We start from the raw sequence: 13,760 nt of genomic DNA, 5'->3' as shown, positions 1-13,760 counted from the left end.
CCTGACGACCGACCTGACGACCGACTTCGCAGAGGAGTGCGCCATGACCGGAATCCCCGGTGCCCGCGCCGTCCATCACGTCGCCTACACCGTGCCCGACCTCGACGCGGCCGTGGCGTTCTTCACCGGCGTGCTCGGCGCGCGGCTGCTCTACCGCGTCGGGCCGGTCGCCGCACCGCAGGGTGACCGCGACTGGATGGCCCGCCAACTCGGCGTCCACCGCGAGGCGGTGGCGCACATCGCGATGCTGAGGCTCGGCCCGGTCAGCAACCTGGAGCTGTTCCAGTACACCGCCCCGGGCCAGCGGCACGAGCTGCCCGCCAACAGTGACTGGGGCGGTCACCACCTGGCGATCGCGGTGGACGACGTCGACCGCGCCGTCGCCTACCTGCGGGGCTGCCCGGGGGTCGAGGTCCTCGGCGAACCGCAGACCGTCGCCGACGGCGGCCCGATCGACGGCGACCGCTGGGTGTACTTCCGCACCCCCTGGGGCCTCCAGCTGGAAGTGCTGGCGATGCCGCCCGGGATGCCCTACGAACGCGCCACGCGCGACCGGCTGTTCACGCCCGACACCCCGTGGGCGTCCGCCGACGCGCCCGGGAGCGGCGATGATTGAGGCCACCGCCGCCGTGGTGGACACCAGGGGCGGACCGTTCGAGCCGGAGACCGTCCTGCTGGACGACCCGCGCCCCGACGAGGTGCTGGTCCGGATCCGCGCCGTCGGGATCTGCCACACCGACCTCAGCGTCCGGGCCGGCCGCACGCCCGCCCCGCTGCCCGCAGTCCTCGGCCACGAGGGCGCGGGCACGGTGGTCGCGGTCGGCGCCGCCGTCACCAGGGTGCGGCCCGGTGACACCGTGATCCTGACGTTCGACTCCTGCGGCGCCTGTCCGCCCTGCCTGGGCGGCCGCCCGGTGCGCTGCGAGCACTGGGCCGCGCTCAACCTCTTCGGCGGCCACCGGCTGGACGGCAGCGCCACCCTGCGCGGCACCGGCCGCCGCGACGGGGCCGTCCTGCACGGCCACTTCTTCGGCCAGTCCTCCTTCGCGACCCACGCGCTGGCGGACGAACGCAACGCCGTCGCCGTCCCGGGACCGGCCCTGCCCTTCGAACTGCTGGCCCCCTTCGGCTGCGGGGTGCAGACCGGCGCGGGCGCGGTGTTCCACGTGCTGCGCCCCCGACCGGGCGACACGGTGGTGGTGTTCGGTGCGGGCGCCGTCGGGCTGGCCGCCGTCCTCGCGGCCCGGCTGACCCCGGCGGCGCGGATCGTGGCGGTGGACCTCCGCCCGGTCCGGTTGGCCCTGGCCCGGGAGCTCGGTGCGACCGACGTCGTCGACGCGGGCGCCGACGACCCGGTGGCGGCGGTCCTGGACCTCACCGGCGGACGCGGCGCCGACCACACGCTGGAGACCAGTGGGAGCGTCCGCGCGCTGCGGCAGGCCGTGGACGCGCTGGCCGTCGGCGGGACGTGCGGGGTGGTCGGCGCGCCGCCGGCCGGCAGCGAGGTGGGCCTGGACGTTCCCGCGCTGCTGGCCCGGGCGCCCCGGATCGTCGGCGTCAACCAGGGGGCGAGCGTGCCCGGGCGGTTCCTGCCGGCCCTGGTCGACCTGTTCCGTGCGGGCCGCCTGCCGGTGGACCGGCTGGTGCGGGCCTTCCCGTTCGCGGCGATCGAGGAGGCGGCTGCGGCGGCGGAGGCGGGGGAGGTGGTGAAGCCGGTGCTGACCCTGCCCTGATCTGCGACGACGACCGCCGTCCCGGCTGCCGGGCCCGTTCTGGGACCGGAACGGGACGGCGGGCCCATGCGCCCGGGGCGCGGGTCCGCCCAGAGTGGAGGAAGAGCGGCCGATCGGCTCGACCCCTCGGAAGCGAAGAATCTGGAGCATCATCCATGGCAACGAACACGGCAACGAAGACGCTCGGCGTCGCGTCCGTAATCGTCGGCTTCGCCGCAGCCACCGCCGTCATCCGGAGCGCCGTCGTCGGCGCGGCGGCCAAGGCGGGCCCCGCGGTCCAGGCCGCGGACTCCGCGCGACGCTGCAAGCCGGGCGAGAAGGACTGCAAGGGCTGATCACCCCTCGGTTCTCCTCCGTCCCCCGATCACTCGTCCCCTGCCTCCGCCCCCGGCGCCGCCAGCGCCGGGGGCGGCAGCCTGTGCGGAGACCGCCCGCCCGGCGGGAACGCCGTCGAGGCGGCGCCGCGGATCACGAGCTGCGCGCCTCCGGGGCGGTCACGCCTCGACACGGATCCAGGTGTTGCCGGCGCGAAGCCACAACACGCCGTCCCGACCCTGCCCGCCGTGCCTGACCACCCGGCCGGGCACGTGCAGGATGCTCCGGTCGATCACCCGCCAGGTGTCGCCGACCAGTTCGGCCCGCACGACCTCGGTCGACCGCTGGTCGTGGGTGCGACGGGTCAGGACTGCTCGACGGTCGCGCACGGCGAATCCGTCCGGGTCGCGCACGGGGCTCGGCCGGCTGGTCACCTCACCCGTCGAGGGGGTGATCCGCGTCAGGAACGTCTCGTCGGACCGGGTGCCGGAGTACCAGACCAACCAGACCCGGTCGCCCTCGGTGGTGGCGGCGCAGCCTTCCAGCGGCTCGTCGGGAAGGCGCCCGCCCGGGGCCCAGACCGCCCGGCCGGTGGCGCTCCAGCCGGCAAGCCCGGCAGTGGACTCCGGATGCTCCCCGTAGACGCCCTCGTCGCCGTAGGCGGTCCAGATCGATCCCGCGCGGTCGGTCACCAGGGCGGGGATGTCGTCGCCGATGCAGAAGGCGTCCTCCTGCTCGCCGCTCCCCAGGCAGAACACCACGGCGTTCGGGCTCCACCCGCCCGCCGGCTCCTGATACGCCCGAGCGCTCGCCACCAGGAGCCGGGACTCCGGGAGAAGCGCCAGGTGGTCGGGGCTGACCGGTACGTCCCTGACCGGTCGGCGCCGCACCGACCCGTCCGCCCGCCGAACCACCAGCACGCCGTCGAACGGCACCGCCGGACCGTGTCCCGCCCGACCCCTGACGGCGTGGCTCCGACGGAGGTACGCCCGGCCGACGAGCAGAACCGCCAGTTCCCCCGCCGGCCCGGCGGTCCACCCCAGGGGGCGCCGCCCGGCCCGCAGGTCCGTGGCGGACGGCCGCCACACCCGCTGAACCTCGACCGCCGACACCGCGCCCCCCGTTCCCGATCGCAGCACCCGGCAGAGGCGCTGACGGGAGGAGTGTACGGACGGCGCCGCCGTCCGCCCGCCGCACCTCCGTGTCTCGCCTCCGCCGCCTCGCCCCCGCCGGCCGGTCGACGCGACCCGTCCGGGGTCAGCGGCCCGACGTCATCCGCCCGGGGCCGGATCGCCGCTCCGGGACGGGTAGCGGGGCAGTACGGCCAGCACGCGCGTCCCGCTGTCCCGGGACAGCGCGTCGACGGTGCAGCTGCCGCCGATCTCCGCGGCCCGGTCCGCCATCGACCGCAGGCCGACGCCGCCGGACGGTTCCTCCTCGGGCCGCGGCGCCTCGCCGATCCCGACCCCGTCGTCCTGGACGGTCAGCGTCAGGCTCGCGCCGTCCACCCGGAGGGCCACCTGGGCGCGGCGGGCCCGGGCGTGGCGCAGCACGTTGTTCAGCGCCTCGGCGGTGATCCGGTACGCGGCCACCTCGACGGCGGCGGGCAGTTCGGGCAGCGGCTCGGGTTCCACCACGGCGGTGACGGCGAGGCCGTCGCCGCTGAACGTGGCCGCCAGCTGCTGTACGGCCCGGGCCAGCCCGAACTCGCCGAGCGGGGCCGGTCCGAGCCGGTCGGTGATCCGCCGGACCTCCTTGATCGCCATCGCGAGCTCCTCCGAGATCCCCTGCAGGCTCTCCGTGAGCCGGTGACCACTGCCACTGTCACTGCTACTGCCGCTGCCGCTGCCGCTGCCGCCGACCCCGCTCCCCGCCCCGGCGTCGCTCCCGGTCCCCGTCATCGAGGCCGAGGCCGAGGCCGCGTCGTCCACCCGCAACCGCAGCCCGGCGAGCGCGGGCCCGAGCCCGTCGTGGATGTCCCGGCGCAGGCAGCGCCGTTCCTCCTCCCGGGCCGCGACGATCAGCTCCCGGCTGGCCTGGAGGTCCTCCAGGAGTCGCAGCGAGGCGACGGCGGGCGAGGCCTGGTCGGCCAGTGAGCGCAGGATGTCGACGTCGCTCGGGTCGAGCTCCTCCTCGCCCGCCCGCAGGCCGACCGTCAACTCGCCGATCACCGTGCCCTGGTGGATCAGCGGGAAGCCCTGGCGGCTCCCGCCGGTCCGGCCGACCGAGGCCAGCGGCCGGCTCCCGGCCCGGGTGGTGACGGTCAGCGCGACGCCCGGCAGCCGCAGCTCCGCCGCGACGGCCGTGCACAGCGCGGACGGCAGTCGCTCGGGCTCGACGACCTGCCGGACCTGGCCGGCCAGTGTGCGCAGCACCTGGTACGGCTGGGCGCGTTCGCCGTAGTAGAGCCGGTCGACCAGGCCGACGGCCCGGCGGGTGGCCCACGGCAGTCCGGCGCCGAGCCCGTAGACCAGGGCGATCAGCAGCAGTGCGGCCGCGCCCCGGCCCGGCACCAGCCAGCCGGAGAGCACGGCCGCGCAGACCACGAACAGCACCGTGAGCCCGGTGGCGAGCAGCAGTCCGGTCAGGACCGAGCGTGCCGCCCGGTCCAGCCGCCACCCGCCGTCGCGGACCACCAGGTACGCGACGGCGACGGCCCAGACCGCGCCCGCCGCGGTGAACAGCGAGTAGCTCAGCCAGTACTCGTACGGGTACCGGCGGGTGTAGTAGTCCTGCATGCCCGCCCAGAGCAGGTACGCGCCCAGCATCCCCGCCACGTGCGCCCGGTGCCGCGGCAGCGCGGTGGCGGTCCCGCCGTCTCGGCCCGGCACGGGCCGGACCAGCCGGGCCAGCAGGACGGCGGCCGCGATGCCGACCAGCAGGTAGTTGACCGGGTCGTAGAGGCCGTCCAGGTGGTCCGCGACGGACCCGAGGAAGCTCGCCGGCTCGGAGCCGGCGAGCGGACCGGGGCGGCCGAAGACGGTCGTCCGGTCGAGGAAGGACAGGCCGTCGGGGATCACCCAGAGCGCCACCGCGCCGATGTAGAGCCACCACCGGCGGGTGGTGAGGCGTCCGGCCGGCAACCAGAGCGGCAGCACGTAGAACAGCGTCTGGCTGACCGTGTCGCAGACCCCGCGTACGACCGCCGTCGCGCCCACGATCGCGGGATCGGAGATCTCGACCCAGACCGGTGCGGCGGCGGCGCTCGGCAGCATCGACGTCAGCGCGTAGACGAGCATCACCCAGCCGAGCGGACTTCCCGGCCGGTGGGCGTGCAGCAGCATTCCGGCGCCGGCGGTCGGCAGGGCGTAGAGCAGGATGGCGAGTTGGTCGCGGGGCCGGTCCACGCCGGGTTCGCCGAGGTGGACCAGCACGTAGCAGACCCAGGCGGCGGCGATCGCCAGGCAGAGCGCGGTGAGGACCGCGGCGCCGGTCAGCCGGCGCTGTGCGGGCGTCCGGTGCGGGGTGGCCCGGGCGGGCCCGCGGGGCCTGGACCGGGGCCGGAGGGAGATCACCGTGGTCATGGCACCGCCTCGAAACGGACTGGGGATGGGTCCACCGGCGGCCGGGCGCCGGGCCGAGCGCTGGATCCAGTCTCGGCCGCCCGTCGTCCCGGGCGCATGGGGCAGCGGTCTCGTCCTTCCCGGGGGCGCCCGCGGGCGGGGCCCCGCGGAGCCGGCCGGCCCGGCGCCGGGCCGCGCATGTCACGGAAAGTCACTCTCCTATCGCTGGTAGTGTCGGCCGGGTGGACGAAGAGCACCCCTCCGCAGAGCCCCCGCACCCGGACCATGCACCGCACCCGGACCCCTCCCCGCACCCCGACCGCGCCCCGGTCCGGGCCCAGGACCGGCGTCCGGACCGCACCCCCGGCGCGGAACCGGACGTCCCGCCGGTCCGGGTCCTGATCGTCGACGACCACCCGCTCTTCCGGGAAGGGCTCAAGGCCGCCCTGGAGAGCGCCGAGGGCATCGCCGTGGTGGGCGAGGCCGAACGCGTCGCCGACGTGCCGGACGCCGTCGCGCGGCACCGTCCGGACCTCGTCGTGATGGACCTGTCCCTGCCGGACGGGTCCGGGCTGGAGGCCACCCGTCGGCTCTCCGTCGAGCAGCCGGCCCCGCCGGTGCTGATGCTCACCATGGCGGACGACGACGGCAGCCTGCTGGCCGCGCTCCAGGCGGGCGCGCGCGGCTACCTGGTCAAGGGCGCGGGTCGGGAGGAGGTGCTGCACGCGGTGCGGACCGTCGCGGCCGGAGGCGCCGTGTTCGGCGCGGACGTGGCCGAACGGATCACCACCCTGCTCGCCGGCGCCCGGGTGCGGGAGGCCGGCCAGCTCTTCCCGGCGCTCACCGCCCGCGAGGCGGAGGTCCTGGACCTGGTGGCCCGGGGGCTGGACAACCGGCGGATCGCCCGCGAGCTGGTGGTCGCCGAGAAGACCGTGCGCAACCACGTCACCCACATCTTCGAGAAGCTGCACGTCGCGACCCGGGCCGAGGCGGTCGCCCGGGCCCGCGACATGGGCCTCGGCGACGCCTGACCCGCGGTGCCCCGGACCGGCCGGACCCGGGACCGGCGGGGGCGCGCCCGGACGCGGGCCCGCCGCCGGACCGCAGACCCGGGCCCGCCGCCGGACCGCGGACCCGGGGCCGAGAGCGGACCGCGGACCCGCGCCCCCGGGACGGCAGGACGCCGAGGATGCGGGGGAGGAGGCCACCCATGAGTGAACCGGCTGTCACCCCGGACAGGGCGGACCGGGCGTCGGCCCGGGCCGACGGTCCGGCCCCGGCGCCGCCGGGCCCGACCGCGACCCGACGGGCGGGCCCGCCCCCGGCGGCCTGGGCCTGCGCGCTGACGCTGGCCGGCGGCCTGGGCTGGGTCCTGCTGGCTGTCACCCACCAGGACACCCGCTGGGCCACGCCCTTCTACCTTCACGACGGCGAGACCGTCCTGCTCGGCTTCGCCTTCGCGCTCTCCGGGCTGCTCATCCTCGCCCACCGCTCCGGCCCCGAGGAACACCCGCGGCCGGGGAGCGTCGCACCCGCCCCGCCCGTCGGCCGCAGCCTCGGCCGCTGCCTGCTCGCCGCCGGCCTCGGAGGCTGCCTCTCCCGGTTCGTCCTCTTCGCCGGCGCGGCGGCCGACGCCGGTCCGGTCGTGGAGGCGCTCGGCGCGGCCCTGCTGCTCGCGTCCGTCACCCTGTTCATCTTCATCTCCCTCGCCCTCCCCCTCTGGCTGCCCGAAGGGCGGCTGCCCGGTGGGCCCGGCCGCCTCTACGTCGCCGCGATCGCGGCGTGGAGCGCCCTGCACGCGTGCGTGGTCCGCCTCGGAAGCCCGCTCCCGTACTTCGACGACGTCCTGGTCCCGGACGGCCGGGGGCTGCCGCTCGGCGAGTGGCGGGCGACGCTGGTCGCCTGGGGCATCGTCGTCACCAGCCTCGCGGTGGCGGCCGTCCGCTGGCGGCGCTCGGCGAGCCCGCACCGCTCCGTGACCGCCGTCCTCGTGCCGTACCTGATCTGGCTGATCACCACCAACATCGCGCTCCGGATGGGGAGTTCCGAGAGCGTCGCGGCGGTCGCGTACTTCGCCGGATCGGCGCTCTGGATGCTCGGTGCGGTCGGCTACGCCTTCACCCGCGACCGCTCCCACTACCTCGACCGGGCGACCCGCCGGATGTTCAGCGTCCTCGCCCTCACCGCGCTGCTCATCGCCGGCTACCTCGGCATCGCCCTGCTGCTGCGCCGTCTGCTGCCGCAGGCCAGTACCGCGGACGCCCAGCTGCTGGCCGCCGGGGCGCTCGCCATCGGCGGACTGCTCGGCCCCACCACCCGCTGGGTGGTGCGCGCCGTCGACCGGTTCTACTACGGGGACCGGGCCCGGCCCTACCAGGTGGTGCGGGCGCTCGCCGAACGCCTGAGCCGCGCCGTCAGCCCGTCCGACGCGCCGCCGCTGCTCTGCGACACCGTGGTCAACGCCCTCGGCCTGCCCGGTGCCCGGGTGGTCCTGCACACCCGCACCGGACCGCTCGAACTCGCCTCGGTCGGCGTGCTGGGACCCAACAGCCAGGTCTTCCCGCTCAGTTACGAGGGCGCGGTGATCGGCGACCTGTATGCGCCGCCGCGCGCCGGACAGCCCGAGCTGGACGCCCAGGACCACGAGGTGCTGCGCTTCCTCGCCGACCAGGCCGCGCCCGCGATCGCCTCGCTGCGCCTCTACGAGGAGCTCCAGAGCGGGCGGCGACAGATCGTGCTGGCCCGGGAGGAGGAGCGCCGACGGCTCCGGCACGACCTGCACGACGGGCTCGGACCCACGCTGTCCGGCCTGCGGCTCGGCGTCGACACCGCGCGGGCCGCCGTGCCGCAGGACTCCGCGGCGGCCCGGTCGCTGGGCGCCGTCTCGGCCGGGATCGGCCAGGCGATCGTCGAACTCCGCCGGATCACGGAGGGGTTGGCGCCCGCCGCGCTGGCGGGGGAGGGGTTGGCGGTCGCGTTGCGGCGGCTGGTCGCGGAACTGGACGGGCCGCGGGTGCGGATCTCCCTGGTGCTCGATCCCGATCCGCCACCCGCGCTGCCCGCCGCCGTCGAGGTGGCCGTGCTGCGGATCAGCGGGGAGGCGCTGAACAACGTCCTGCGTCATTCGGGTGCCGCCAAGGCCCGGTTGACCCTGCGGGTCCGGCCGGACCTCGTCGTCGTCGAGGCGTGGGACGACGGCTGCGGGTTCCCCGAGGCCCGGGCGGCGGGCGGCGGCGGGGCGGGGTACCGGCCGAACGGGTCCGGCGTCGGGCTGCGTTCGATGGCCGAGCGTGCCGAGGAACTGGGCGGCGGCTTCACGGCGGTCAACCACGACGGCGGGGCGCTCGTCCGGGCGGCGCTGCCCCGCACGCCGGAAGCGGACGACACGTAGCCGAGGGTGGGTAGGGGTCGACGGGTAGCCGACGGCGGTCGGCCGACGGCGAGTGGGGGTCGTCGGGTGGGGGGTCGTCGGGGAGCGGCCGACGGCCGGCGGCGGCGCGTGACGGGAGGTGGCCGAACGGCCGCCGTCACCGGCCCGCTCGCTCCCCTCGTCGGGCCTCCCCTCTTGACGGGTCCGCGAGTTGGCCCAATCATCATGGTCGCGTCAACTTCGCGACCCGACCCCGCTTACCCGCGAAGTGCCGCGCTTCCGTTCTGCCCCATCAGAAACCGGAGCCTCCCTTGACCGAGCGCGCCCCGCGGCGATTCCGCCTGCGCCGAACCACCCTGCCGACCGCAGCCGTGGTCACCCTCGCCGCCGCCCTCCTCGCCCCCGCCGCAGTCGCGGCCCCCGAAGCCCCGGCCGTCCGGGTCGCCTCGGCGGGCGTGAGCCCGGCCCTCGCCGCCGCCCCCGACATCCCGGTCGCCAACGTGAAGGCGCACCTCGCCCAGCTGCAGTCGATAGCCACGGCCAACGGCGGCAACCGCGCCCACGGCCGAACCGGCTACAAGGCCTCGATCGACTACGTGAAGGGCAAGTTGGACGCGGCCGGCTACACCACCACACTGAAGACCTTCAGCTACAACGGCGCGACCGGCTACAACCTGATCGCCGACTGGCCGGGTGGCGACACCTCGCACGTCGTGATGGCCGGTGCCCACCTGGACTCCGTCACCGGCGGTCCAGGCATCAACGACAACGGCTCCGGCTCGGCCGGTGTCCTGGAGACCGCGCTCGCCGTCTCCCGGGCCGGGCTCACCCCCTCCAAGCACCTGCGGTTCGGCTGGTGGGGTGCCGAGGAGTACGGCATGATCGGCTCCAAGAACTACGTGAACAGCCTGTCCGCCGCGGACCGTTCGAAGATCGACACGTACCTGAACTTCGACATGATCGGCTCGCCCAACCCGGGCTACTTCACCTACCGCTACGACAGCACGCTCGACGCCCTGTTCCGGAACTACTTCGCCGGTCTCGGCATCAGCACCGAGCAGGACTTCGAGGGTGACGGCCGGTCCGACCACGCGCCGTTCCAGGACGCGGGCATCCGGGTCGGCGGCCTGTTCAGCGGCGCCGACTACACCAAGACCAGCGCGCAGGCCGCGAAGTGGGGCGGAACGGCGGGCCAGCCGTTCGACCGCTGCTACCACTCCTCCTGCGACACCACCGCCAACATCAACGACACCGCGCTGGACCGGATGAGCGACGCCATCGCGTACGCGATCTGGAACCTGGCCGCCGGGAGCACCACGCCGCCCACCGGTACGGTCTTCGAGAACACCGCCGACGTGCAGATCCCGGACTACGGGGCGGCGGTGACCTCCGACGTCGCCGTCACGGGCCGCACCGGCAACGCGCCGGCCGCGCTCCAGGTCGGCGTGGACATCAAGCACACCTGGCGCGGCGACCTGGTCATCGACCTGGTCGCGCCGAACGGCACCACCTTCCGCCTGAAGGACGCCAGCGGCAACGACTCCGCGCCCAACGTGCAGACCACGTACACGGTGAACGCGTCCGCCGTGGCCGCCAACGGCACCTGGAAGCTGAAGGTCCAGGACATCGGCCGGCAGGACACCGGCTACGTCGACAGCTGGAAGCTCACCTTCTGACGGCGCCGGGGGTGCCGGCCGGCCGGGCCGGCACCCCCGGGACCACCCGGTGCGGCTACGGCTGCATCTCGTACGCGCCGGAGAGCGCCTCGACCATGCCCCACACCTTCGCCGCCCGCGCGCCGTCCGCGACCGGGCGGCGGACGTGCGCCAGCGCCCACGCGGCCTGCGCGTCCGTCGTCGACGCCTTGCCGTGCAGCTCGGTGGCGTGCGCGGAGAAGTCCCGCACCAGCGCGTCGAAGACCTGGTCGAGCAGGTCGGCGTCCAGTCCGGTCAGGGCGGCCTGCTCCAGGACCAGCTGGCCGTAGACGATCAGCGCGAAGAGCTGCCCGATCTCCAGCAGGAAGTCGAGGTCGGCCTGCTGCTCGGTGCTCGGCGCGGCGGTCAGCAGCAGCTCGCAGAAGCCGTCGGCCTGCTCGCGGAACCGCGCGACGTTCGGGACGTGCGCGTGCGCGTCGTAGGCGGTCCGCCAGTCGTGGAAGCGGATCGAGCCGAGGCCGCGGGCCGGACCCTGCCGGAACAGGAACGTGTCGTCGGCGGCGTCCCGGCGGCCGGGCACCGGGGCGTACTCGGCCGGGTCGAACAGGTAGTTGGCCATGAACTTGAGGATCAGCGCCAGGTTGACGTGGACGGTGCCCTCCAGCTTCGGCAGGCCGCGGATGTCCTTGGCGGCCTTGTCGAAGTAGGTGTCCGCCTCGAAGCCCTTGGCCGCGATGACGTCCCACATCAGGTCGATGACCTTCTCGCCCTCCGTGGTGACCTTCATCTTGGTCATCGGGTTGAAGAGCAGGTAGCGGCGGTCCTCGGGGGAGGCGGTGCGGAAGTAGTCCACCGCGCGGGCGGAGAACAGCTTCATCGCCACCAGCCGCGCGTAGGCGTCGGTCAGCTCGCGCCGCACGTGCGGGAAGTCGGTGACGTTCCGGCCGTACAGCACCCGGTTCCGGGCGTGCGTGACGGCCTCGTACATCGCGTGCTCGCAGATGCCGACGGAGGCCGTGCAGAGGTTGAACTTCCCGACGTTGACGGTGTTCAGGGCGGCGTCGAAGGCGGCCTTGCCGGTGTGCAGCACGTCGTCGGCGCGGACCGGGTACCCGTCCAGGCGGAACTCGCTGACGTACATCTGGGCGTTCACCACGTTCTTGACGAGGTGGTACGCCTCGTGGCGGCTGTCCGCCGCGAAGAAGACGTAGCCCTCCGGGCCGTCGACGTCGGAGCGGCGGCCGAACACCGAGACCAGGCCCGCGACGTTGCCGTTGCCGATGTAGTACTTGGAGCCGGTGGCGGTGAAGCCGCCGTCGCCGTCCGGGGTGAGGATCATGTCGGTGGAGTAGATGTCGGCGCCGTGGCTGCGCTCGGAGAGCCCGAACGCCATCACGTGCCCCTCCGTCAGGAGCTTCGCCGCGCGGGCCCGGACGGCCTCGTTCTCGCTCTGCCAGACGGGGCCGAGGCCCAGGATGGTGACCTGCCAGGTGTACCAGTAGCCCAGGCCGTAGAAGCCGAGGATCTCGTTGAGCTCGGCGATCCGCGCGGTGTCCCAGCGCTTGGCCGGGTCGGCGGCCGAGGGCGTCAGGAACTCGGCGAACAGGCCCTCCTTCGCCGCGAAGTCGAGGAAGTCGGCGTACCAGGTGCGGTCGACGTAGGTGTCGATCAGCGCCTTCTTGCCGCGCGACTCGAACCAGTCCACGGTCGTGCGCAGCAGCCGGCGGGTCGGCTCGTCGAACTGCGTGGGGTCGTAGGTGCGCGGGTTGAAGAGCATCGCGGGCTCCCGGGAGTGTCGAGGGTGGGGAGGGGTGTCAGGGGGTGTCGGCGGCGGAGCCGCCGGTGCGGTCGGCGGGGTCCGTGCCGCCGGCCGGGCCGGTGCGCGCCGGGCCGGCGGACCGGCCGTCCACGTCGGCACCGGCGAGGTCGTGCAGGGTGGCGAGCACGTCGTCCAGCCAGGCGAGGGTCATGCGTTCGTACTCGATCCCGCCGCGCAGCACCACGTGCTGGAGCCGCTGCCGGGCGTCGAGGGCGTCCGGGGCCGGGAAGTCCCGCTGCTCGCCGTGCAGGTAGCGGGCGAGCAGGGCGGCGTGGCCGTCGCGGTGCCGTTCGACCTCGGGGATCAGCGCGGCCGGGTCGTCGAAGGCCACCGCCCGGATCCGGACGGCCAGCTCGTGCCGGACGGTCTCCGGTTCGACGGGTTCGCGCAGCCAGCCGGCGAGTGCGGCCCGGCCGGGCGGGGCCGCCGAGTACACCTTCTTGTCCGGTCGGCCGTCCTGGGCGACCTCCTCGACGGAGATCCAGCCGTCCGTCTCCATCCGCCGCAGCACCCGGTAGATCTGCTGGTGCGTGGCGGTCCAGAAGCGGCCGATGGACCGGTCGAAGCGCCGGGCCAGTTCGTAGCCGGAGCCGGGCCGCTCCAGCAGCGAGACGAGGATCGCGTGCTCCAGTGCCATGAACGGCATCCTGCTATGCACCGAGTTGCATAGGCAATGGCGGCGCGCGAGGGTGAGACGGAGGTCACCCGGGTCGTCGGGGGTCGTCGGGGAGGGGGGCGGGGCAGGGTAGCTTCCGGGGCGAAAAGGTGCAAAACGGTCGAACGGCGCCAGAATGGTACTGGGCTAGCGCCCTCCATGTGCCGAACCTAGGAGGTGGTATCGGTGTCTACCCAGATTCCGATGGGCATGGAGCACCATCCGGACATCGTCGAACTACGGGAGCACTACGAGCGACTCACCCTCACTCCGCGGGCCCAGGCCGTCGAGGCCCTGGCCGTGCTGGCCGGTCTGTTCCTGGCGGCCTCGCCGTGGATCATCGGCTTCACCGCCTTCAACACGCTGACCGTCACCTGCCTGATCGTCGGACTCGCCTACTGCGTGCTGATGGCCGGCTACGGCTCCGCGTACGAACGCACCCACGCGCGGGCCTGGGCGGCCACCCTGCTCGGCGCGTGGACGATCATCTCTCCGTGGGTCGTCTCCGGTGAGGTGGACCGCGGCAAGAACATCGTCACCTGCATGATCGCGGGCGGCGTGATGTTCCTGCTGGGGCTCGCCGCCATCTCGATGGCCACCATGACGTCGAACGGAGCATCGATGCGGCGCGGCCGGGCCGGTCGGGCCAGGGGCTGACGATCACGGGAAGCCCGACCCGGGGCGCGGAACGGCGAGGCCGCCGTCCGCGC

The 13,760-nt window shown here is 74.5% G+C and carries 10 protein-coding genes and 1 pseudogene; 7 read left to right on the top strand and 4 right to left on the bottom strand.

What is annotated here, in order from left to right; all coding sequences use genetic code 11:
- Positions 1 to 43 precede the first annotated feature (43 nt).
- From ACFWIC_RS10730 to ACFWIC_RS10720, 3 genes are all read left to right on the top strand, one after another.
- Complete coding sequence (locus ACFWIC_RS10730; RefSeq protein WP_329949146.1) at positions 44 to 616, top strand: VOC family protein; 573 nt, start codon at positions 44 to 46, stop codon at positions 614 to 616.
- The gene (locus ACFWIC_RS10725) at positions 609 to 1,733 is read left to right on the top strand and encodes an NAD(P)-dependent alcohol dehydrogenase (RefSeq protein WP_380517686.1); all 1,125 of its coding nucleotides are present in this window, start codon (positions 609 to 611) and stop codon (positions 1,731 to 1,733) included. The genes ACFWIC_RS10730 and ACFWIC_RS10725 overlap by 8 nt, the downstream gene beginning before the upstream one ends.
- Positions 1,734 to 1,888: 155 nt before the next feature.
- Positions 1,889 to 2,068, top strand: a complete 180-nt coding sequence (locus ACFWIC_RS10720) for a hypothetical protein (RefSeq protein WP_329879462.1) — start codon at positions 1,889 to 1,891, stop codon at positions 2,066 to 2,068.
- A gap of 159 nt (positions 2,069 to 2,227) precedes the next feature.
- Here ACFWIC_RS10720 and ACFWIC_RS10715 read toward each other — a convergent pair whose 3' ends face one another.
- Together ACFWIC_RS10715 and ACFWIC_RS10710 are read right to left on the bottom strand one after the other, a co-directional pair.
- Complete coding sequence (locus ACFWIC_RS10715; RefSeq protein WP_380517683.1) at positions 2,228 to 2,983, bottom strand: hypothetical protein; 756 nt, start codon at positions 2,981 to 2,983, stop codon at positions 2,228 to 2,230.
- A 336-nt stretch (positions 2,984 to 3,319) separates the two neighbouring features.
- A complete protein-coding gene (locus tag ACFWIC_RS10710; protein ID WP_380517681.1) occupies positions 3,320 to 5,572 on the bottom strand; it encodes an ATP-binding protein in 2,253 nt (750 codons plus the stop codon).
- 377 nt (positions 5,573 to 5,949) lie between these two features.
- Here ACFWIC_RS10710 and ACFWIC_RS10705 point away from each other — a divergent pair, with 377 nt between their 5' ends.
- From ACFWIC_RS10705 to ACFWIC_RS10695, 3 genes are all read left to right on the top strand, one after another.
- Positions 5,950 to 6,582 (top strand): response regulator transcription factor, encoded by a 633-nt coding sequence (locus ACFWIC_RS10705; protein WP_329879481.1) that lies wholly within the window; start codon positions 5,950 to 5,952, stop codon positions 6,580 to 6,582.
- A 179-nt stretch (positions 6,583 to 6,761) separates the two neighbouring features.
- Positions 6,762 to 8,942, top strand: coding sequence for a histidine kinase (locus ACFWIC_RS10700; RefSeq protein WP_380517678.1), 2,181 nt, complete (start codon positions 6,762 to 6,764; stop codon positions 8,940 to 8,942).
- A gap of 320 nt (positions 8,943 to 9,262) precedes the next feature.
- The gene (locus ACFWIC_RS10695; protein WP_380356103.1) at positions 9,263 to 10,597 is read left to right on the top strand and encodes a M28 family metallopeptidase; all 1,335 of its coding nucleotides are present in this window, start codon (positions 9,263 to 9,265) and stop codon (positions 10,595 to 10,597) included.
- 55 nt (positions 10,598 to 10,652) lie between these two features.
- On the opposite strand, the gene ACFWIC_RS10690 is transcribed toward ACFWIC_RS10695, so the two are convergent.
- Together ACFWIC_RS10690 and ACFWIC_RS10685 are read right to left on the bottom strand one after the other, a co-directional pair.
- Complete coding sequence (locus ACFWIC_RS10690) at positions 10,653 to 12,353, bottom strand: acyl-CoA dehydrogenase family protein (RefSeq protein ID WP_329879466.1); 1,701 nt, start codon at positions 12,351 to 12,353, stop codon at positions 10,653 to 10,655.
- A gap of 136 nt (positions 12,354 to 12,489) precedes the next feature.
- Positions 12,490 to 13,032, bottom strand: a pseudogene (locus tag ACFWIC_RS10685) (PadR family transcriptional regulator); the annotation flags it as partial.
- A gap of 204 nt (positions 13,033 to 13,236) precedes the next feature.
- On the opposite strand from ACFWIC_RS10685, the gene ACFWIC_RS10680 reads away from it, so the two are divergent.
- The gene (locus ACFWIC_RS10680; RefSeq protein ID WP_329879467.1) at positions 13,237 to 13,707 is read left to right on the top strand and encodes an SPW repeat protein; all 471 of its coding nucleotides are present in this window, start codon (positions 13,237 to 13,239) and stop codon (positions 13,705 to 13,707) included.
- The last annotated feature ends 53 nt before the right edge of the window (positions 13,708 to 13,760 follow it).

This window comes from Kitasatospora sp. NPDC127035 (assembly GCF_042726075.1).
In the GTDB taxonomy this organism is placed as follows: Bacteria; Actinomycetota; Actinomycetes; order Streptomycetales; family Streptomycetaceae; genus Kitasatospora.
Note: the sequence above shows the minus strand (reverse complement) of the source record. Positions and strands in the feature narration are given on the sequence as shown.